Source organism: Candidatus Ichthyocystis hellenicum, assembly GCF_001460935.1.
GTDB lineage: Bacteria > Pseudomonadota > Gammaproteobacteria > Burkholderiales > 2013Ark19i > Ichthyocystis > Ichthyocystis hellenicum.
Genome location: NZ_LN906597.1, coordinates 600385 through 620930, shown reverse-complemented (window position 1 = coordinate 620930; position 20546 = coordinate 600385). Strand labels below are relative to the sequence as shown.

Genomic DNA, 20546 nt, shown 5'->3' with positions numbered 1-20546 from the left:
CACTTACTGCAAATTTACTAATTATCGGGGAAAAGACAGCCTATAAGCCGGGTTCTGTCTAGGACAATCATACATCTGGGATGACCATTACTGGCCACCTCAAGCAACCTACCCGCAAGCTCAGCGAGTCACCTCAACGCTTGCCTATTTGGTCTTGCTCCAAGAGGGGTTTTCCATGCCCTTGAGTGTTACCACCAAGGCGGTGAGCTCTTACCTCACCATTTCACCCTTACCTCTAAAAAAGAGGCGGTATATTTTCTGCTGCACTTTCCGTCGCCTCACAGCGCCCGGCTATTAACCGGCTCTTTACTCTACGGAGCCCGGACTTTCCTCTCTCAGCTATCTTCACAAGAGCGATTGCCTAGCCATCTCCTCCCGCTATGAGTTTATCAAATGATAGAATATCAACCAATGCCTTAAACCTTATTTTTTCATGGAAAAATTCTATGATAGTAATTGTTTCCATATTATTGCTTACAATAACCACTTCCGTCATGTTCTACGCACAGAAAAAATTTTACCGTGCAGGATACGTAACCCGAGATCAGGAAATTGCACATCTGCAAACCCAGATCACGAGGCTTGAGAAAGAGTTATGCTCTTCAAGGGAAGAAATCAATCACCACATTACCAAAGAACAACAACTTCTACATAACAATGTACGCTTAGAGGCTGAGGCAAAGTATCATCATAAGCTGTCAGAAAACACTGACTCAGTTATATCAATGACCAAAAAGTTCCTGCAGGACCACATGGCACTTGTGGCCCATGATGTTATTAAAGAGTCTCGTCAGGAGTTATCCGCAGCTCACGAAAAAAACATGCTTGAATACGTTCATCCTCTGCAACAAAAAATAACTGCATTTGAACAATATATAAGCGAAGTATATCATCAAGAAAATCAACAACGCTGCACTCTAAAACAAGAGGTTAAAAGATTATTTGAAGCTACCCTAACAGTAAGCAAGGATGCTCAAAATCTCGCTACTGCACTTAAGGGTAGTAGCAAAATACAAGGCAATTGGGGGGAAATGATTCTGGAAAGAGTCCTATCATCATCAGGTCTCCGAAAGGATCACGAGTACAAAACGCAAGTGACACTAAAGGATGAGGAAAACAACTACCTACGACCTGACGTTGTAGTATATCTTCCTGACAATAAACACATAATTATTGACTCAAAAGTATCTCTGCGAGATTACCAAAAATATACGGAAGAAACAGAAAATAGCTCTCAATTTCTCAAACAACACACATTGTGCATTAAGCAACACATAAAAGAGCTATCCCAAAAACACTACGATAGTCTCAAAGATATTGATACACTAAGCTTCGTTATCCTATTCATTCCCATAGAGCCAGCATTCATAGCAGCACTGTCGGAGGATGTAACTATATTGGACAGTGCATCACAAAAAAGAATTGCCATTGCCAGCCCTTCAACACTAATGCCCATACTCAAAACTGTAAACTTGTTATGGAAACATGACCAACAGAATAAAAACGCCTTGGAAATTGCACAACACGGGGCTCAGCTTTACGATAAATGCACCAATTTTATTGAATCTCTTGAGGAAATAGGACAAAAAATACAATCATTATCAAAATGTTATGAAACAACAAGCAATCGTCTGTACAAAGGAAAAGGAAACCTACTTCGTCACATAGAAAAAATGAAAGAAATGGGAGTAGAACCGAGGAAAACTCCATCGCAATCTGTAAGGACCCGTTGTTCAACAGAGCAAATCAGCGAGAAATAACCCCTATTTCCCTGCCAAAACACAACATTCTCTCTATCGGAACAATTGCCCTATTGGCTATTTCTTCATCCAAGAAGACTTCTGGCTGACCTGTTTCTAAAGCTTTAGCCAATAACGAAAGACTATTCATAGCCATCCACGGACAATGCGCACATACAGTACAAGGACGGCCATCCCTAGATGTAGGTCCTGGGGTAAAAACTTTATCTGGATTCTGTGCTCTCATTTTGTGTAACAAACCCATATCAGTGGCCACAATCATCTTCTTGGCCTCTGTCTCTCTCGCAAAACGCAATAACTGCGTTGTGGATCCCACACAATCAGCTAAAGCCACAACCGCTGTTGGAGACTCTGGGTGCACCAAAATCTTTACAGAGGAATCTTCATCTTTTATCTTCTTTAACTCAGATGCCTGAAATTCATCATGAACAATACACGAAGCATGCCACAACACCATCTTGATACCAGTACGTACAGAAATATTTCGCCCTAGATGCCAATCGGGAGCAAAAATAATGTTCTTGTTTTGTGAATGTAAGTGCTGTATCACAGGCATAGCAATAGATGACGTAACGGTCCAGTCACACATAGACTTTACTGCTGCACTGGTGTTGGTATAACACACGACGGTATGGTCTTCGTATTGATTGCAAAACAACTTGAACTCATCCGGCTTGCAACCCTCATCTAGGCTGCATGTAGCCTCTCGACTGAGCGTTAAAATCCTCTTTTTGTATGACAAAATCTTGGCTGTCTCTGCCATAAACCGAACCCCGGCCACAACCAAAGTATCGGCTGGATGATCTCGCCCGAAACGAGCCATTTCCAGCGAATCAGAAACACATCCTCCTGTTTCTTCTGCCAAATCCTGCAATTCACCATCAACATAGTAATGAGCAATCAAAACAGCATTGCTCTTTTTTAGCAAATCCCGACAGTGCTCCCTCAACGCCTCATTGTCACTCTGCTGAGGGGAATCACACCGCCGCAACAAAATCGACATAAATTTATCCTCAAACTTGTAAAGAAAAATCTGTGGAGAAAAGCGATTTCGTCAAAACACCTACCGATATGCGCCCAACCCCAGTTTCTGCGTACAAACACACCGTATCCTCAGCAATACCCCCAGATACTTCAAGAATCGCCCTTCCTTTGTTAACTTTTACCGCTTCTCTAACTAACGAAGGAAGCATATTGTCTAACATAATCATGTTTATACCGCAATCCAATGCTTCCCTCATTTGATCTAAAGTTTCAACCTCAACCATGATGGGAATATGACTATCAGAACGACTAAGTATCTCCTTCATTCGGTCACAAGCCTCAGAAACACCACCTACTGCCGCAATATGATTGTCCTTTATTAACGCCATATCATATAGTCCAAATCGGTGATTTTTACCCCCACCACACAAAACAGCATACTTTTGCGCTAATCTAAGCCCAGGTAAAGTCTTCCTAGAGTCGTATATCTGACACTCCGTATGCTTGATAAGGGAAACAAAGCTTGATGTACGAGTAGCAACACCACTTAACATTTGCAAAAAATTCAAAGCAACTCGTTCCGCAGAAAAAATAGAACGCGCGCACCCAGAAATCTCTGCAACAACAGAACCAGGAGACAAAACATCGCCATCAGAAAAAAACCACCTGACATCGGTAGATTGATCAACTTGAAAAAAAGCACTATCGAACCATCTCTGACCACATAAAACGGCAGATTCGCGAACAACAAGCTTTGCATTGACAAAAACGTCAACAGGCACCAAAAACGAGGTTAAATCCCCTTCTATACCCCAATCTTCCATCAATGCCGATGAAACTTGATGATGTATAACATGAGAAAAAGGCAGCCCATCCATAATAGCATCGTCCTAAATTGAATACGACAACTGGCCAAACCATTCCTATGACCCCCAATTTTTTGATGGTTAATGATTAGATAGCATTGCATAATCTATTGTTGCATAACAACAGCGAAAGCATTAAAAAATTAAACAAACAGCATATATCTACACCAAAGGACATAAAAGTCCTCATTCGGCAAACAATACCATGCTACAATCGGATGCGGTGTTTTGGAGATTCGGAACAGAACCTTGAGTGATAAAGGTTACCTCAAACAACGAGCAGCAACAGCAGCCTTAAGTCTAATTAAGGAAGATAGTCTTATTGGAGTTGGGACTGGATCTACTGTTGATTTTTTTATTGATCAGATACGGAAGTCGGGATTACGTATAAATGGCGTAGTTCCAAGCTCTCTAAGAACACAAGAAAGCCTACTGCGTACCCAAATTCCCGTTATCAGTTCCAATAGTGTATCGGACTTGGATTACTATGTGGACGGCGCTGATGAGATCATGGAAAACGGGTTCATGCTCAAGGGAGGCGGTGGCGCTTTGACAGGAGAAAAAATAGTATCCCAACTGGCCCGCACCTTTATTTGCATTGCTGATTGCTCAAAAAAAGTATCCTTTTTAGGAAGAGGTAATTCTCCGGTAACGCTCGAGGTAATATCCATTGCTCGCTCGTATGTATCCCGAGAAGTAGTCAAAATGGGAGGAACTCCTCGTTGGAGAGAAAAGGAAAAAACGGATTATGGCAATGACCTTATAGACGTGTTTGATTTACCCATTGATAGCGCTCTGTCTTGGGAACATAAGTTGTCACAAATTGTGGGAGTAGTATGTTGCGGAATTTTTGCCAAGAACAAAGCAAATATCATTGTCTTGTCATATCAAGATAACGTCGACATAATCCACACTTAACTTACATTACAACAGAATGACCGACTGCCCATGGATAATCATGTTAACAAACAATTCGATGCCGAACTAACCCAGCTGCGCCAAAGAATCCTGGAAATGGGGGGATTGGTGCAAAAACAAATTTCTGATGCTATTGCTGGCTTTGTTGATACTGACTTAAAAAAACTTGACCACGTAGTAGAAACGGATGCAGTCGTAAATAACATACACGTAGAAATAGATGAAGAATGCAGCCAAATTATTTCACGTCGTCAACCACAAGCTAGCGATTTACGTTATGTAATGGCAGCAGCAAAAATGGTCACAGATTTAGAAAGAATAGGAGATGAAGCCAAGAAAATTGCACTCAAGGCGCGCCTCGTTCGAGTTCGACAATCAGATCGTCAGCTTCCGCTACCAAAAGTTGGACTGCGCCCTTCAGCAGAAATTGCACTGGGAATGATAGCCTTAGCAATGCAGGCATTTGCTTGTCTTGACACGAAAATGGTCTTTACCATTGCACGGGAAGATCAGCGTGTGGATCGTGAATTTAGAGGAGTAATTAGGCAATTAATGACGTTCATGTTAGAAGATCCTCGTAATATTTCTAATGCTATGGAAATACTACTTATAGCAAAAGCTATAGAACGAATAGGAGACCATGCCAAAAACATGGCTGAATATATAATTTACATAGTAGAAGGCAGAGATATTAGGCATGTTCCTATAATTGAGCCAGACGATGAGATTGAGCTTGACGACATGAGTTAAAAAAATTTATTGCATTACTATTTCGATAGGAGTTTGTCACTATGTTGTTGCCCATGAAGGTGTTACTTGACCATGCAGCAGAGTATCAGTATGGCATCCCCGCATTTAACGTAAACAATCTGGAGCAGATACATGCGATAATGCGCGCAGCAGTTAAAACCAACAGCCCCGTGATTTTGCAGGCATCTGCCGGTGCTCGCAAATATGCAGGAGAGATATTCCTAAAACATCTATTTGAATCCGCCATCCAAGCCTACAGAACAATACCTATAGCTATCCACCAAGACCATGGACAAACCCCCGCCGTATGCATGAGTGCCATACGTCTAGGGTTTAGCTCTGTAATGATGGACGGATCCTTGCTTGAAGATGGCAAGACTCCTTCTAACTATAATTACAATATTTCTGTAACTAAAAAAGTCGTAGAGTTTTCTCATGCCGTTGGTGTAACCGTTGAGGGAGAATTAGGTTGTCTTGGATCCTTAGAAACTGGCACAGCCGGAAGTGAAGACGGAATTGGTGCAGAAGGAATTGTCAGCAGAGACGATCTACTTACTGATCCTGATCAAGCTGCTGATTTTGTCGAAAAAACGAATATAGATGCCCTTGCCATAGCTATTGGCACCTCACACGGCGCGTATAAATTTACCCGCAAACCAACAAATGATATTCTGGACATAGAGCGAGTCAGAGCAATTCACAGAAGTATCCCTAATACCCATTTGGTCATGCATGGTTCATCGTCAGTCCCTCAAGAACTATTGGAAGAAATTCGTGCTTTTGGTGGAAGCATCCCCGAAACCTATGGGGTACCAGTAGAACATATTGTTGCTGCAATAAAGGACGGTGTACGTAAAATCAATATAGACACTGACATTCGTCTTGCTATGACTGCTCGCATTCGATCAATTCTCACAAAAAATCCTGACGTTTTTGATCCCAGAGTTTATTTAAAAGAAGCAATGGCTGGGGCTGAAAAGATATGCTGTGACCGTTATGAAGCATTTGGGTGTGCTGGCATGGCAGACAAGGTAAAATACGTATCCTTTGAGAAAGTAGCAGCAAGCTACTAGTTGCCAAATATTATTTGTAATATAACGGAGGAAACTTTTTCCGTGGATCTAGTATTTGAAACAAATCTATCGAGTGTTCACCTTGCTTCACGCGGCAAAGTAAGGGACTTGTATAGAATTGACGACAGCTCGTTACTGATGGTAACAAGTGATCGCTTGTCTGCATTCGATCATATTTTTCAAAAGCCCATACCAAACAAAGGGAAAATTTTAACCGCTTTATCAACGTTTTGGTTCAATAAAATAATCCACATAGTACCTAATCACTTACTTTCGTTAGATCCAGAATCGGTAGTTTCTTCAGAAGATGATAAGAAAATAGTTCGCAATCGCTCTGTTGTAGTCAAAAAATTACAGCCTATAGCCATAGAATCTGTAGTCAGGGGATATTTAGCTGGAGGTGGGTTGGAAGAATACATAAAAACTGGGGCTGTAAGTGGCGTCTCTTTGCCGGCAAACATTAAGCAAACAGAGAAACTACCAGAACCTATTTGGACCCCATCAATCAAAGTCTATCATGGTGGTCACGATCAAAGTTGTTCATTTGCCGACGTTGCCAATATTATTGGCCAGGAGATCGCTGAAAAGATTCGTAGCATCTCCATAGACATTTACAACCTGGCATGCGATTACGCACTAGCAAAAGGACTAATAATAGCTGACACCAAAATGGAATTCGGTCTGGATGAAAATCACTCTCTTTACATAATGGACGAACTACTAACACCTGATTCATCAAGATACTGGCTTCGTGACAGCTTAGTTGAAAATAGTTCACCTTTTTCCTTAGATAAGCAGTATATACGCGACTATTGGATAAAAATGTCGTATGATCAGTCGTGCTTAGGGCTCCCAGATGTGCCGAATCACGTCATTAGTGAGCTTAGTCACCGCTATGAAACGTTATATGACATAATATCGGGTCACCGTGTTATTACTTAATTGAACCCTAAAAATTTATTCGTAAAGGTTGCTATGGAACAATTTCATGGAACAACTATCGTCTCTGTGCGCAGAGGAAATAATGTATGTATCGGAGGAGATGGTCAGGTCACTTTAGGACACAGTGTAATTAAGGGATCTGCAAAAAAAATCCGCCGCTTATATCAAGGTAAGGTACTGGCTGGTTTTGCTGGGGCAACTGCGGATGCTTTTACTTTATTTGAGCACTTTGAGGCGATGTTGAAAAAGCATCAGGGACACCTTATGCGCTCTGCCGTGCAAATGGCCAAAGATTGGCGCAGTGATGGTAGTTTGCGCAAGTTAGAAGCGATGTTAGCGATTGCTGACCGTGATAATTCAATCATTATCACTGGTAATGGAGATGTTCTTGAACCAGAGTATGGCATCATAGCCATAGGTAGCGGTGGTAACTTTGCCCACTCCGCGGCTCGCGCTTTGCTAGATCACACTGATTATCCACCAGAGAAAATAGTTGAAGTTTCTCTAAAAATAGCAGGTGATTTGTGTATATACACTAACCAGCATCACAGCATAGAAACACTTTAAACGAACTCATAAACCATACTTGAAAATAGGACCTATCTATGTCTTCAATGAAACCAAGCGAGATTGTTCGTGAGTTGGACAAACACATAGTTGGTCAACAAAAGGCCAAGCATGCTGTCGCCGTGGCTTTACGGTCACGCTGGCGCAGGCAACAAATTCCTGAACCTCTTCGCCAAGAAGTTACTCCCAAGAACATCCTTATGATTGGGCCTACCGGTGTTGGTAAAACTGAGATTGCGCGGCGTTTGGCTAGAATGTCTGGAGCTCCATTTATTAAAGTTGAAGCAACAAAGTTTACGGAAGTAGGTTATGTTGGTCGAGATGTAGAAACCATCATCCGTGACCTAGTTGAGGTTGCGATTAAGCAAGAACGTGAACACACTATCGTTAAAAATAGTATTCGCGCAACAGAAGCAGCGGAGAAGAAGATACTATCTATTCTATTAGCATCTGGAAGAAGCTATGACCTAGATAACTTTGACGATAACATTGAGCAAGACGATCTGCTTGAAAAACAGTGGCTCGATAAACTACGGAACAACGAATTAGACAACGAAGAAATTGAGCTTGAGCTTTCTGGAAATAATCAAGCCATGGAGATATTTGCTCCCCCAGGAATGGAGGAATTGACTGGACAAATTCAAAGCATGTTTCAGTCCGTAGTAAGTCAGCAAAAAAAACGCAGAAAAATGAAAGTAGGGGAAGCGCGCAAGTTGTTAGTTGAGGAGGAAGCCAGCCGTCTCGTCAATGAAGAAGAAGTTAAAAAAGATGCCCTCTATAATGTTGAGCACAATGGTATCGTGTTCATAGATGAAATTGATAAAATAACTATACGCAACACTACACAGAACGCTGACGTTTCAAGACAAGGGGTTCAACGTGACCTTCTGCCGTTGGTAGAAGGAACTATCGTAACTACTAAGTATGGCATGATTAAAACCGACCATATTCTGTTTATAGCTAGCGGAGCATTTCATCTATCAAAACCATCGGACATGATCCCAGAACTACAAGGACGTTTTCCTGTACAAGTTGAACTAGAAAAGTTAACGGTTGATGATTTTGTTCAGATTTTGTCTAAAACCAATCATTGCCTTACAAAACAATACGAAGCCTTACTAAAAACCGAGGATATTGATCTTCAATTTACTGACGATGGGGTACGGAAAATTTCTGAGATGGCATGTGACATGAATGAATCAGTAGAAAATATTGGGGCACGTCGCCTGTACACAGTGATGGAAAAAATGCTTGAAGAAATATCATTCCTTGGATCAGAAAGCCCGCAAAAGAGCCAGATAATCAATGCCCAGTATGTGCTGGAACATCTATCAGACCTAAAAGAAGGAGAGGACTTTCAGCAATACGTTCTCTAGAGATAGCGACAAAAAACACCCCATTACGGTTACAACCTACACGGGGTGCTTTTTTTTTCAGCTTGGCTTCTTCTCCAGAGATTCCAGGTATTCGTCGTACGTTCCCAGATAATCAGTTATTTTACCCTCTGACACTGCCCAGATCCGCTGCGCCACAGAAGAAACAAACTGGCGGTCATGGGAAACGAAGATAACGGTACCGGGATAAAGCTCTAGTGCGTAGTTCAGAGATTCTATCGATTCCATATCCATATGATTGGTTGGCTCATCCATAACCAAAACATTTGGCTTTTCCAACATCAACCTTCCGTACAAAGCTCTCCCTCTCTCCCCACCAGACAGAACACTAACCTTTTTGTAAACATCATCACCGGAAAACAATAATTTACCCAAAGTTGCCCGCACAACCTGATCATCTTCCTTCTCTGGCTTATACGCCATCATCCAATCGAAAAGAGAAATATCTTGCTGAAAAATATCACCATGATCCTGTGGGTAATACCCCAAACTAGCCTGGGATGACCAAGATACAGTTCCACCAGCATCAGGCTCGCAAATAGCCATGAGCAGCTTCAGCAATGTACTCTTGCCAACCCCATTTGCACCCACAACTGCTATCTTTTCTCCAGCCTGAACATTGCCCCAGAAGGAACTAAATAGATGATTATCAGGAAAACTTTTAGCTAAAGACTTAATCTCCAAAACAGTACGATGCATTTTCTTATCGATATCAAAGCGGATAAAAGGATTCTGTCTCGACGAAGGCTTCACATCCTCAACTTTAATCTTTTCAATTTGCTTCAAACGCGAAGTAGCCTGTTTTGACTTTGATTTGTTGGCAGAAAACCTTCTAACAAAATCTTGCAATTGAGCAACTTTCTCCTTGGCACGTGCCTGCTCTGACAATTGTCGTGTTCGTGCCAAAGTCGATGCTTCCATGTATTCATCATAATTTCCCGGATACACCTTCAAAGTACAATAATCCAAATCAGCAATGTGAGTACAAACAGCATTCAAGAAATGTCGATCATGGGAAATAATAATCATTGTAGATTGACGCGTATTTAACATATCTTCCAACCACTTAATGGTATAGATATCTAAATTATTAGTTGGCTCATCCAATAACATAATATCGGGGTCAGCAAATAGGGCTTGTGCCAACAAAACCCTCAACTTGAACCCCGGCGCAATCTCACTCATCTTCTTATTATGATCATCTGTTAAGATGCCAACGCCACACAATAACTCAGCTGCACGTGCATTAGCTGTATAACCGTCAAGTTCAGAAAACCTGGCCTCCAGGTTTCCGGCACGTATATAATCGTCCTCAGTAGCCTCAAGAGAAGCATATATAGCATCTTTTTCTTTCAGTACCGCCCACATTTCCTCATGGCCCTGCAAAACAACATCGATAACGACCTGTTCTTCAAAGCCAAACTGATCCTGACGTAGAACACTCACACGCTCATGCCGACCGTGAGACACCTCGCCGCGCAATGGATCAAGACCTCCACCCAAAACTTTCATAAAAGTAGACTTACCAGCCCCATTAGCGCCAATCAATCCATAGCGATTACCTTCTCCAAACTTGACAGAGACGTTTTCAAAAAGAGGCTTAGACCCAAACTGAACTGTCACACCAGACGCAATCAGTGGCACAACCAACACCTTTCATTAACCATAAACCAATGAGAAAAAACAATACAAGAACCAATCTTACAACAAGGAAGCAACAGCAATGATATCCTTGTGTGACAGTTATTTTACAGGATGGTCCATGGCATCAAATACCAGAGAATTATCATTATCCCCCATACAGCAACTCCTTTTAGAAAAAAGGGAACTCATAGATGAATGGTTCACCGCAAACACACCGAAAGAGGAACTACCCATATACTGTTCTGTAGATATACGACACTCAGGATATAAAATTACCGCCATCGATACAAATTTATTTCCGGCAGGGTTCAACAACCTTCATCATAACAACTGGCCTCTATGCGTGAGCACACTAAAATCCGCCCTAGAAGACGAAACGGAGGGACAAAGATCGATTCTCATCATCCCGGAGGATCATACCAGAAACACTGCTTACTTGAAAAATATATACCTACTGAAACAACTGATAGATACTGCCGGTTTCAACACATACATTGGCTCCATATCTCCTGATCAAAGCACTAAAATTAACATACAGATTAGCGAAGAAAATCAGTTTTCAATAGAACCATTACAAGTTGCCAGTGTTGCATCATCCCTTAGCTCATGTTTTATATTACTTAATAATGATTTATCGGAAAAACCATCGAATTTGTTAATTAACTTTGCAAAGGGAAAGAAAATAACTCCACCTATATGTGCAGGTTGGTTTAACAGGAGCAAGTACAATCACTTAGTAAATTACAATTTAGTTGCCAGTTCATTTTGTCGTGACATAGGCGTGGATCCATGGCATCTGACAAGTGAAATAGACAGCTGCCCACCCGGCAATGTAGCCCAAAATGATGAAGTACGAGAGGCAATGGCCACAAAAGCCAGCAAAATACTCAGCAAAACCAACATTGAGTACCAAAAAAGAAACATTGTCGATCAGGCATTCATAATTATCAAAACAGACCCAGGAACATATGGAATGGGCGTAGTAAGCGTCAACGACGATCAGGAAATAATAAATCTAAATCGAGGAAAGAGAAAGAAATTAATGAGTATAAAAGGAAACTCTGCTCCAAAAAATTTCATTATACAAGAGGGAATATCAACTATTGAGAAATTTGAAAACAACACAGCGGAACACACGTTTTATGCTATACGCGACAAAATTGTAGGTGGATTCATCAGAGCACATAGCAAAAAAAATGTCCGAGAAAACCTAAATTCGGTAGGATCAGCTTTCATACCGTTGGAATATGACAACAATAAGCCACATCTGTACACTCTGAGCATTCCAGCTAGACTGGCAATTATCGCCACAGTTGAAGAAAAAATACCCAAAGAATACATAGAAGCAGAAATCATATAGAGAATGAAGAACCGCAACCGCATGTAGTTTTGGCATTTGGATTTTTAATAGTAAACTGTGCTCCCTCAAGATCATCAACGTAATCTATGTCAGCGCCCTGAAGATATTGATAGCTCATTGAGTCAACCAAAAGTACCACATCGCCCTTTTCGAGGACAAAGTCGTCATCGTTGATCACTTCATCAAAGGTAAATCCATACTGAAAACCAGAACAACCACCGCCGGTGATAAAAACACGCAACTTCAGGCTTGGATTCCCTTCTTCATTCATAAGGTCCTTAACTCTGGTAACAGCAGAATCAGAAAAATTTATAACAGGGACAAAGAGTTCACCCATTATCTACACTCCTTCTACTCGAGCAAAAAGACTCTATTCTAGGAAGAACTATAATCAAAAACGCTCGTTTTCTTAGCCGAAGAATTCCTATCCTTAACCGTAAGAGTTACACGCAAAAGCCGGTCATGAGTGTGATCGCTGCCGAAAGCTAATCTTCCATGGATCTCGGAAAAATAACGGAAACTCAAGGATCCTGAAGGAGAGCACACAGAACGAGATCGCAAACCGCTCTGAGATTGCCAATCACACTCAACAAAGAAGTTTAAAGAAAACTGTCTTTCCTTAACTCCCCTACCAACAGAAACCAAAGCGTAGTAGGAATAATAGGAACCATCATAGCTAACACGAAAATTAGAAACGTCAATAAAGGAAGAACGACGCGAAGAAACACCACCTAATATGGAATAAGATTCTATCCTTTCTTTTAATTCCAGATTCTCTTTCTCCAAAGCATCCAGCCTCCTCATCAAGGCACTAATAAAATAGGACCTCTCCGACGACGAATAGTCCTCACCAAAATGGCAACGAGAGGACACTACAAAACTGTAAGAAATGAACAAAAAGCAACTGACGAAAAGAACCAGAAAAAACTTCCGCCACCAGGTATTTCTCATTACCGTTTCGAAAACTGCTTACGCCTTCTAGCCTTGTGCAAACCAACCTTCTTGCGCTCAACCTTGCGTGCATCCCTGGTGATAAAACCAGCAGCAGATAATTGAGGCTTCAAAGACGGATCATATTCCACCAAAGCACGAGATAGACCATGACGAATAGCACCCGCCTGACCAGACTCACCACCACCGTGAACGTTAACTTTAATATCGACAGAATCGGAAACTCCAACCAATACCAACGGCTGACAAACAACCATCCTACCGGTTTCACGAGAAAAATACCTATCGAGAGGCAAGCCGTTAACTTCTACCTTACCCGACCCCAACTTCAAAAAGACACGAGCGACGGAGGTCTTACGACGACCCGTACCATAATAGTAATCACCTATCATTTATCTCACCACACCTCCAAAAATAACACACCCTCACAAAGGCTGCGGCTGCTGTGCCGCATGAGGATGATCACAACCGTTATAAATCTTACATTTGCGCAACATATCTCTACCAAGAGGACCTTTGGGCAACATACCACGAATTGCCAAAAAAATAACCTTGCTAGCATCTTTATCCACCATCTCAGAAAAAGTTCTCTCGTATAAACCACCAGGATATCCAGAGTGTCGATAATACTTCTTCTGAGACATCTTATTGCCCGTCAAAATAATTTTGCTGGCGTTAACTATCACCAAAAAATCACCGGTATCAATGTGAGGTGTATACTCAACTCGGTTCTTACCTCTCAAAATACCAGCACAATCACTGGCCAAGCGACCCAGCACCTTACCGGAGGCATCAATCAAAATCCACCGACGTTTAATCTCACTTAATTTAGCAGAACAGGTCTTCATAACTCACCCACGCGGACCGCAAAATGTGAGATTACACAGCATTAGCAGCACCGAGTCAACAAATTATGGCTGTTTTTTTTAAATAAAAACAACCTTGTTATCCATTGCCCCTAACATTAGCTGAAAAATGGTATCATTGTATTAGTATGCTCGTTATCTGAAACCGTCAGGAGAACATCCGGAAACTTAGATGAAAAAGAAGATCTCCTCCACAACCAGTATCAGAAGGACAAACAGAGACAACCTTCGCATTCTCTGCACCCAACAGAGAGCCTCAAGGAAAACTCGTCTTCCTTGGGAGGGTAAGAGAACGGACAAAAAAACAGAGCAGTTCAACCTTCGGCTATCGGAGTGCGAGCTCGAAAAGCTTCGCTTTATTTCAGCTAATACACCACTGTCGATGCAATCGTTTATACGCAGTGCTCTAACAACAGCAATAGAGAAAAAAATCAAAACGATACTTGGAGATAGGATCATTTAAAAAGAAAAATCTATTTTCATAGAGGATTGCTAGAACAAGAGCTGAGTTCATCCGTTGATGACGAAGGAGAGTAAATGGTTACTCTGTCCAAGAAAGATTGGCCGATAGCCAACGGGTCCGCGTACTCTATCTCGCTACCCGCAGGGAGCCCCCTGGCGATCCGAGAAACAACAGCACCGGCATCCAAGGCTGCCTGTGTAACAAAAAAAGCCGTAGCCTCACCCTCTGGGGTAAAACTAGTGGCTAAAATCACCTCAACCACGCTACGATCTCCGGACGATAGTCGATCCAAAAATTTATCGAAACAAACTTGCTGAGGAAAGACTCCATCCAATGGTGAAATACACCCGGAGAGAACAAAATAGAGCCCGTCGTAAACACGAGTCTGCTCAATGGAACACATATCAGACGTCGAGGATACAACACATATCTTCGTACAATCCCGCTCTGGAGAACGGCAAACAGAACAGATGTCAGACTCAGCAAGCGCATTACATAAAGAACAAAAACCAACAAGATCCAAAGCTTGAGATAAAGCGGAAGATATGCGACGAGCAGCACCCCTATCCTGCTGCAGCAAATAGTAGGCAAAACGCCTCGCAGACCTCGCACTGACCCCTGGAAGAGCACGAAAAGCAGCAACCAAATCGCCAACAACACTCGACATCAAGAACGCTCCAGCTTACAAGCTGTGTCCTCTTCTTACAAAGACATCTTGAAAACATCTGTCGGAAGTTGAACCCCAGCTGTCAATGCCCCCATTTTTTCTTGCACAGCCTTCTCAATTTTCTTAAAAGCATCATGATAGGCCGACAAAATAAGAGACTCTAACACATCAACATCTACCAATGCTCTCTTTTTAATGCGGATACTCTTCATGGTATAACGACAAGTCATAACAACCTTGACCAACCCTTCACCTGCCTCACCACTAACCTCAACACTTCCCAACTCATCCTGCATATTCTTTAAGTTTTCTTGCATCTGTTGGGCTTGTTCCATAAGAACAGCTAACTGTCCCTTCATGTTCTTTCTCCCTTTGGAAAATTAAAATGCCTTTAATACAACACAAGCTAAGACGAAATAAACAAGACTCAAGATAGCAATCACCGGTTGATCCTATAAAAAGATCAAACCAGTCCATCTACCTTAATACTAGCTACATCAACTTCGCCATCCAGAGAATTGATGATTTCCATAACATTTTCGTCACGACGCACCAAATCAACAGCTTCCTGATAACCCCTATCCCTCTTCTCTTTCAGTTGATGCGCCACAGAACCATCAAAAGTACCATCGGTAGTATCACTTTCCTCCTGCAACAAAACCTTAATAGGTCTCCCGAAGAACTCAGAGATATCACGGTCCAACCTTTTTTGCACAAAAACAAACAAAGCCTTGGAAACAGCATTGGGCCTGACAAACCAATCATTCCCGTTAGAGAAACACCAGGTACAGTTGTCCACAAACTGACGAATCATCCCCTCAAAGTTAATAGCAGAACGAAGGGACTCCCAATCAGATTGAGAAACCGGATCTCCGGGAAAATCATGACGAGAAATATTGCTCCCGACAAGTGACAAATCCTCGTTATTAGGGAAATCTCTATTCTCCAATATCGGTACAGACAAAATATCACACCCGTTACTCTCAGTACGCTGAGGAGCAAACGCATACAGCCTAATCAACAACATATCCAGCAAAATAGCAGGATCTGCAGACAAATCCAGACCCTGATAAGCTAAAGAAACAATTTGGTAGAACAATTGCACATCTTCTGGTCCATATAGACCCACCAAAGCCAATATTCGATCCCGATAGACACTATCTATGGTCTCGTCACACGGAACAACATGAAGGACAGCCATTTGATGAAAGAGTTTCATTAACCAGGAGTAAATATTGCTCAACAATGCTCCTTGAATCAAAATTTCTCTGCCATAGGACAGCGCGCCCTCGATATTCGAACTAGCTAGCATCTCCACCAGCTCAATAATTCTGCCGAAATCAGCCACACCCAGCATAGCAAGAACTGATTCCTTAGAAACAGTACCACCACCGTACGCAATTGCTTGATCCAAAATGGATAGAGCATCTCGCAAACTACCTGCCGCTGATGAAGAAATAACCGATAAACCTCCATCATCATATGGTATCGACTCCGCATGAAGGATAATCTGCATACGTAATTGTATCTGCTGCCTAGATAAACACCGCAAGGGAAAATTTAAACAACGCGACAAAACTGCAAGAGGAATTTTCTGCGGATCAGTAGTAGCTAAGATAAATTTGGCATGCTGTGGTGGTTCCTCCAATGTTTTCAACATGGCATTAAAGGCTGAATTAGACAGCATATGTACTTCATCAATAACATACACCTTAAAACGCCCAGAGAAAGGGGGATAAACTACCTTATCAAGTAACCTACGCATATCATCAACTTTAGTATGCGTAGCTGCATCCAGCTCCATAAGATCTACAAATGAACCTGCATCAATAGCCTCACAAGAGGAACAACAACCGCAAGGCTCGTCCGTAATTCCGCTATCACAATTCAGCGACTTTGCCAAAATTCTGGCTAAAGTCGTTTTGCCAACACCTCTGGTGCCTGTAAATAAATACGCTTGATGAATTCGGTTCTGCTTTAGACTATTACGCAATGCCAATAGAACATGCTCTTGACCAACAACATCATTAAACGAGCGGGGACGGTATTTACGTGCCAATACCATAGTTGTCTCCTCAAAAACATGAATAAACTTAAGCACTAATAATAGTAAGGTTGTCAGGCATCCTGCTGTATCCCCATGAGAACATAGGACAACGATTATTGTATAGAACTGCTTTTGTAAACAAAAGAAAAAACGCCAGGGGTACTATCATGACTCTGACGAAACAGGTAATGGTAAGCTGCTCCATACTGTTTTTTGTTATTATGATTTTCCTGTTTTCCGCTCTTGTATACACCGCTTCTGAGGGTGCACAAAAGGAAATTGGCAGAACTTCTCAGGAAAGCTTGCTAATTTTACAAAACACACTGGGAGAAATCCTGCGATCCAATGACAAGGAAAGAATAGCCACCATTACCAAAGCCCTACTGGAAACTGGACTCTACCGTAACATCACTATTTTTGACCACGACGGCAATATAATCATATCGCAACACACCAATGTCAAAACTCCCGGAATTCCGCAATGGTTTATAAACAGCTTAAGACAATCTCCCAAAAGTGATAAATCACAAGCTCAACACAATCAACTCACAATAAAAGGATTTAACGTAGAAGTTCTGGCATATCCACTATTTGCCTACAGATACCTATGGTATCTATTCATTTCCTGCGTAAGCAGCCTGTGTGTAGCATACGTATTTTGCTTTATTTTTTTGAGGGTATTACTCCACAAACTCTTGAGTCCGTTAAACGAGCTTTATACCCGCATCGATGCCATCGGAACACCTCAATTCGTTAAAATAAACGACCAAATCAATACCACCGAACTAAAGAAAATAATACAATCAGTAAATAATCTATCAGAAAAATTGCAAACCATTATAGCTGCCGAAGTCTTGCTATCCAGATATTTTCAGAAACAAATATACATAGACCATCTAACCGGCGCATACAATAAAGTGGGAATGGAAGAGGAAATAGAAAGACTCGTAAGTGAATGCGACGACAAAGAAAACTGGTACCTAATCATAGTAAACATTAAAAATCTCAAAGAATTCAACAAAGCTACCAGTGTCAAACAAACTGATGAGCTCATAGTCACCATTCACAGAATAATAAAAAATTGTTGTTGTCACAAAAAACTATGTCTCCACGGACGGCCACACAATGCACAATTGGCTGTGGTCATATATGACCCACAAATTGAAAATCTTGGTAAAAGCATGAAAAAAGCATTCACAAGTGAATTTACCACCCAAAACACCACTATTCTCCCACAGATAACAATCGCTATTACTCATTGGAAACAGCACATTCCATTTCCAACTTTTTTAGAACAAAGCACTGAAAACTTTTCCCAAAAAGTTTCAACTGAAAACCTATCATTCGGAGAAATAATTTACTACCGCAACCCATGTGATCAAAACGAAATCAATGATGTAATAAACACAGATGAACTATCATTTATTATCAAAAACAAGCTAATATACCTTGAAAATCAACCAATAGTTGAAATTGCCCAAGAAAGAAAAAAAATTATTGCCTACGAGATTTTTTGCCGTGCTACCCTGGAAGACAAGACTATATTCCCGTCTGAGCTATTTCGTATAGCAAAAAACAACAACAAACTGTTCGACATTGATTACATTGTAGTAGAAAAATCTATCGCATCAATAGAAGAGTTTTGGCAGGACACCGTACACCATGAAAAAAAATTCCACGTCAACATGTCTTCAGCTATTTTAGAAAGCCCGGAAAATATGAACAAAATCATTTTGCTACTTAAATCAACAAGTAAATATAGTGGCGAAATATGCTTCGATTTTACGGAATCTCTCTTCATAAAAAACAAAAACAAAATTCTTGAATTTACCGATGAACTTAAAAAAAACAATATCCCGAATAAAATTGGCTTAGATAACGCTCATCTAAGTGCCGAATTTTTCTCCATTATCTCTGATATCCCAATATCTTACGTAAAAATTTCTGGATCAACAATTCAACAAACTGTGCACAAAAATGCTCAAGACCTCATGCTTAGCATAATAAAAATAGCACGATCCCTTGACATAAAAATCATTGCTGACAATATAGATCATGAAGATAAATTAGCTATGGTAAAATCTTGTGGCATAAATATTGTACAAGGAAACCTAGTATCTAAAATAGAAAAGAAATTTAATAAAAAACTTCTACTAAATTAATAAATGATACATCATAGAAAATAACATACCATCCGTGTCATTTTTTATGATTATAGAGTATCTTCGCCCACTTAAATCTCTTTTGGAAGACCCTGACATAGCTGACATAGCCGTAAACAACGACCAATCAATTTGGTTTTGCAAAAAAAATGAATGGCACTATTTTGACTATACACTGCCACTTCGTTCCATATACGCCATATCATCTCTGCTATCTGCACAAAGACAACAACCTATTCAGCACATAGACTGCTTTGATTTTGATGATTTACGAATTTCCATTGCTCACCCTCCTATTTCATGGAAACGAGAAATAATGGTCATACGTAAGCATAGAAAAGAATGTCCATCATTGGATAACTTCACTTATTCTGGCCTCGACCCAAAAACATCGGAGAAAAAATTATATGCTGATACTAAATTTCATTTTTTCAAAAAAATCATACTCGATCGTAACAACATAGTAATTTCTGGAGAAACTGGAAGTGGCAAAACTTCGTTACTACGATCGCTTACTAACTTTTTTCATCCTCATGAGCGGATCGTATTTGTACAGGACACAGCTGAAATAATTGATATTTTGCCCAGTGCCATATTTTTAATGACAAATAAAAAAATAACACTAAAACAGCTCATACCTTTTTCTCTTCGCTGCTACCCCAATCGCATAATTGTGGGTGAAATACGTGGATCAGAAATATATGCTTTTCTGGAGTCATGCAACACTGGCCACCGAGGAAACATCACAACGGTTCATGCAAACTCAGCACGGGATACTCTCTACCGTCTTGAAACTCTCCTTTACCAAGCAGAAGAAACGAATCACTGGTCATTAAGCATGGTAAAAAAAATGATTTACAGCAACATTGATTACATTGTCCATATGAAAAGGGGGGTTCCATTCCCCATTATTAATGAAATTATTCATGTTGAAGGAACAAATGATAGATTCATAGCAACCAATTTAGTGTTGCAAAATATATCTACCGCACCCTAACGTTCGTCGCTACTCATAGAAAAATTTTCAATCGTGCCCAAAAATTTTTATCTTTTGCGTGAATTGATTCTAGCCATTAATTTAAGTTAGATGTATAGAATTTGACAATAGCCCCTCAATCCATATTAAGCAAAT

At 40.8% G+C, this 20546-nt stretch carries 21 protein-coding genes and 1 other RNA gene; 11 read left to right on the top strand and 11 right to left on the bottom strand.

Annotated features, from left to right (window positions below; all coding sequences use genetic code 11):
* Nucleotides 1-27: 27 nt before the first annotated feature.
* Nucleotides 28-373: RNase P RNA component class A (rnpB, locus tag Arg41_RS02965), an RNA gene on the bottom strand.
* Nucleotides 374-380: 7 nt separating this feature from the next.
* Between rnpB and Arg41_RS02960 the strand changes: the two genes are divergently transcribed.
* Nucleotides 381-1760, top strand: a complete 1380-nt coding sequence (locus Arg41_RS02960; protein WP_092342870.1) for a DNA recombination protein RmuC — start codon at nucleotides 381-383, stop codon at nucleotides 1758-1760.
* Here the strand turns inward: Arg41_RS02960 and nadA are convergent.
* Together nadA and nadC are read right to left on the bottom strand one after the other, a co-directional pair.
* Nucleotides 1747-2763, bottom strand: a complete 1017-nt coding sequence (gene nadA, locus Arg41_RS02955) for a quinolinate synthase NadA (protein WP_092342869.1) — start codon at nucleotides 2761-2763, stop codon at nucleotides 1747-1749. The two genes, Arg41_RS02960 and nadA, sit on opposite strands and share 14 nt — an antisense overlap.
* Nucleotides 2764-2773: 10 nt before the next feature.
* Nucleotides 2774-3622, bottom strand: coding sequence for a carboxylating nicotinate-nucleotide diphosphorylase (nadC, locus tag Arg41_RS02950; protein WP_092342868.1), 849 nt, complete (start codon nucleotides 3620-3622; stop codon nucleotides 2774-2776).
* Nucleotides 3623-3859: 237 nt separating this feature from the next.
* Here nadC and rpiA point away from each other — a divergent pair, with 237 nt between their 5' ends.
* From rpiA to hslU, 6 genes are read left to right on the top strand one after another with little or no spacing between them, the layout of a single operon-like run.
* Nucleotides 3860-4528 (top strand): ribose-5-phosphate isomerase RpiA, encoded by a 669-nt coding sequence (gene rpiA / locus Arg41_RS02945; RefSeq protein ID WP_092342970.1) that lies wholly within the window; start codon nucleotides 3860-3862, stop codon nucleotides 4526-4528.
* Between the two features lie 30 nt (nucleotides 4529-4558).
* Nucleotides 4559-5278 carry a phosphate signaling complex protein PhoU gene (gene phoU / locus Arg41_RS02940; protein ID WP_092342867.1) on the top strand — a complete coding sequence of 240 codons (720 nt, stop codon included), beginning with the start codon at nucleotides 4559-4561 and terminating at the stop codon, nucleotides 5276-5278.
* Between the two features lie 41 nt (nucleotides 5279-5319).
* The gene (fba, locus tag Arg41_RS02935; RefSeq protein WP_242641382.1) at nucleotides 5320-6351 is read left to right on the top strand and encodes a class II fructose-bisphosphate aldolase; all 1032 of its coding nucleotides are present in this window, start codon (nucleotides 5320-5322) and stop codon (nucleotides 6349-6351) included.
* 42 nt (nucleotides 6352-6393) lie between these two features.
* Complete coding sequence (locus Arg41_RS02930; protein ID WP_092342866.1) at nucleotides 6394-7293, top strand: phosphoribosylaminoimidazolesuccinocarboxamide synthase; 900 nt, start codon at nucleotides 6394-6396, stop codon at nucleotides 7291-7293.
* Between the two features lie 33 nt (nucleotides 7294-7326).
* A complete protein-coding gene (gene hslV, locus Arg41_RS02925) occupies nucleotides 7327-7860 on the top strand; it encodes an ATP-dependent protease subunit HslV (protein WP_092342865.1) in 534 nt (177 codons plus the stop codon).
* 38 nt (nucleotides 7861-7898) lie between these two features.
* The gene (gene hslU, locus Arg41_RS02920; protein WP_092342864.1) at nucleotides 7899-9236 is read left to right on the top strand and encodes an ATP-dependent protease ATPase subunit HslU; all 1338 of its coding nucleotides are present in this window, start codon (nucleotides 7899-7901) and stop codon (nucleotides 9234-9236) included.
* A 57-nt stretch (nucleotides 9237-9293) separates the two neighbouring features.
* Here hslU and Arg41_RS02915 read toward each other — a convergent pair whose 3' ends face one another.
* Nucleotides 9294-10898: an ABC-F family ATPase gene (locus Arg41_RS02915; protein WP_242641381.1), complete on the bottom strand. Its 1605-nt coding sequence runs from the start codon at nucleotides 10896-10898 to the stop codon at nucleotides 9294-9296.
* Nucleotides 10899-10977: 79 nt separating this feature from the next.
* On the opposite strand from Arg41_RS02915, the gene gshA reads away from it, so the two are divergent.
* Complete coding sequence (gene gshA / locus Arg41_RS02910) at nucleotides 10978-12258, top strand: glutamate--cysteine ligase (protein WP_092490459.1); 1281 nt, start codon at nucleotides 10978-10980, stop codon at nucleotides 12256-12258.
* On the opposite strand, the gene erpA is transcribed toward gshA, so the two are convergent.
* Genes erpA through rplM form a run of 4 tightly spaced genes read right to left on the bottom strand, consistent with a single transcriptional unit; the run spans nucleotide 12251 to nucleotide 14057 of the window.
* A complete protein-coding gene (erpA, locus tag Arg41_RS02905; RefSeq protein ID WP_092342862.1) occupies nucleotides 12251-12595 on the bottom strand; it encodes an iron-sulfur cluster insertion protein ErpA in 345 nt (114 codons plus the stop codon). The genes gshA and erpA overlap by 8 nt on opposite strands.
* A 38-nt stretch (nucleotides 12596-12633) precedes the next feature.
* Nucleotides 12634-13209: a hypothetical protein gene (locus Arg41_RS02900; protein ID WP_092342861.1), complete on the bottom strand. Its 576-nt coding sequence runs from the start codon at nucleotides 13207-13209 to the stop codon at nucleotides 12634-12636.
* Complete coding sequence (gene rpsI, locus Arg41_RS02895) at nucleotides 13209-13601, bottom strand: 30S ribosomal protein S9 (RefSeq protein WP_092342860.1); 393 nt, start codon at nucleotides 13599-13601, stop codon at nucleotides 13209-13211. The genes Arg41_RS02900 and rpsI overlap by 1 nt, the downstream gene beginning before the upstream one ends.
* A 33-nt stretch (nucleotides 13602-13634) precedes the next feature.
* Nucleotides 13635-14057, bottom strand: coding sequence for a 50S ribosomal protein L13 (gene rplM, locus Arg41_RS02890; protein WP_092342859.1), 423 nt, complete (start codon nucleotides 14055-14057; stop codon nucleotides 13635-13637).
* Nucleotides 14058-14247: 190 nt separating this feature from the next.
* Between rplM and Arg41_RS02885 the strand changes: the two genes are divergently transcribed.
* The gene (locus tag Arg41_RS02885; protein ID WP_092342858.1) at nucleotides 14248-14538 is read left to right on the top strand and encodes a hypothetical protein; all 291 of its coding nucleotides are present in this window, start codon (nucleotides 14248-14250) and stop codon (nucleotides 14536-14538) included.
* 16 nt (nucleotides 14539-14554) lie between these two features.
* Here the strand turns inward: Arg41_RS02885 and recR are convergent, their stop codons facing one another.
* From recR to dnaX, 3 genes are all read right to left on the bottom strand, one after another.
* On the bottom strand, nucleotides 14555-15205 hold the full coding sequence (gene recR, locus Arg41_RS02880; RefSeq protein WP_092342857.1) for a recombination mediator RecR: 651 nt from the start codon (nucleotides 15203-15205) through the stop codon (nucleotides 14555-14557).
* Nucleotides 15206-15240: 35 nt separating this feature from the next.
* The gene (locus Arg41_RS02875; RefSeq protein ID WP_092342856.1) at nucleotides 15241-15564 is read right to left on the bottom strand and encodes a YbaB/EbfC family nucleoid-associated protein; all 324 of its coding nucleotides are present in this window, start codon (nucleotides 15562-15564) and stop codon (nucleotides 15241-15243) included.
* A gap of 104 nt (nucleotides 15565-15668) precedes the next feature.
* Nucleotides 15669-17270 carry a DNA polymerase III subunit gamma/tau gene (gene dnaX / locus Arg41_RS02870; protein WP_092342855.1) on the bottom strand — a complete coding sequence of 534 codons (1602 nt, stop codon included), beginning with the start codon at nucleotides 17268-17270 and terminating at the stop codon, nucleotides 15669-15671.
* Between the two features lie 149 nt (nucleotides 17271-17419).
* Between dnaX and Arg41_RS02865 the strand changes: the two genes are divergently transcribed.
* Nucleotides 17420-19414 (top strand): bifunctional diguanylate cyclase/phosphodiesterase, encoded by a 1995-nt coding sequence (locus tag Arg41_RS02865; RefSeq protein ID WP_092486759.1) that lies wholly within the window; start codon nucleotides 17420-17422, stop codon nucleotides 19412-19414.
* Between the two features lie 46 nt (nucleotides 19415-19460).
* Complete coding sequence (locus Arg41_RS02860; protein ID WP_092342853.1) at nucleotides 19461-20411, top strand: CpaF/VirB11 family protein; 951 nt, start codon at nucleotides 19461-19463, stop codon at nucleotides 20409-20411.
* The last annotated feature ends 135 nt before the right edge of the window (nucleotides 20412-20546 follow it).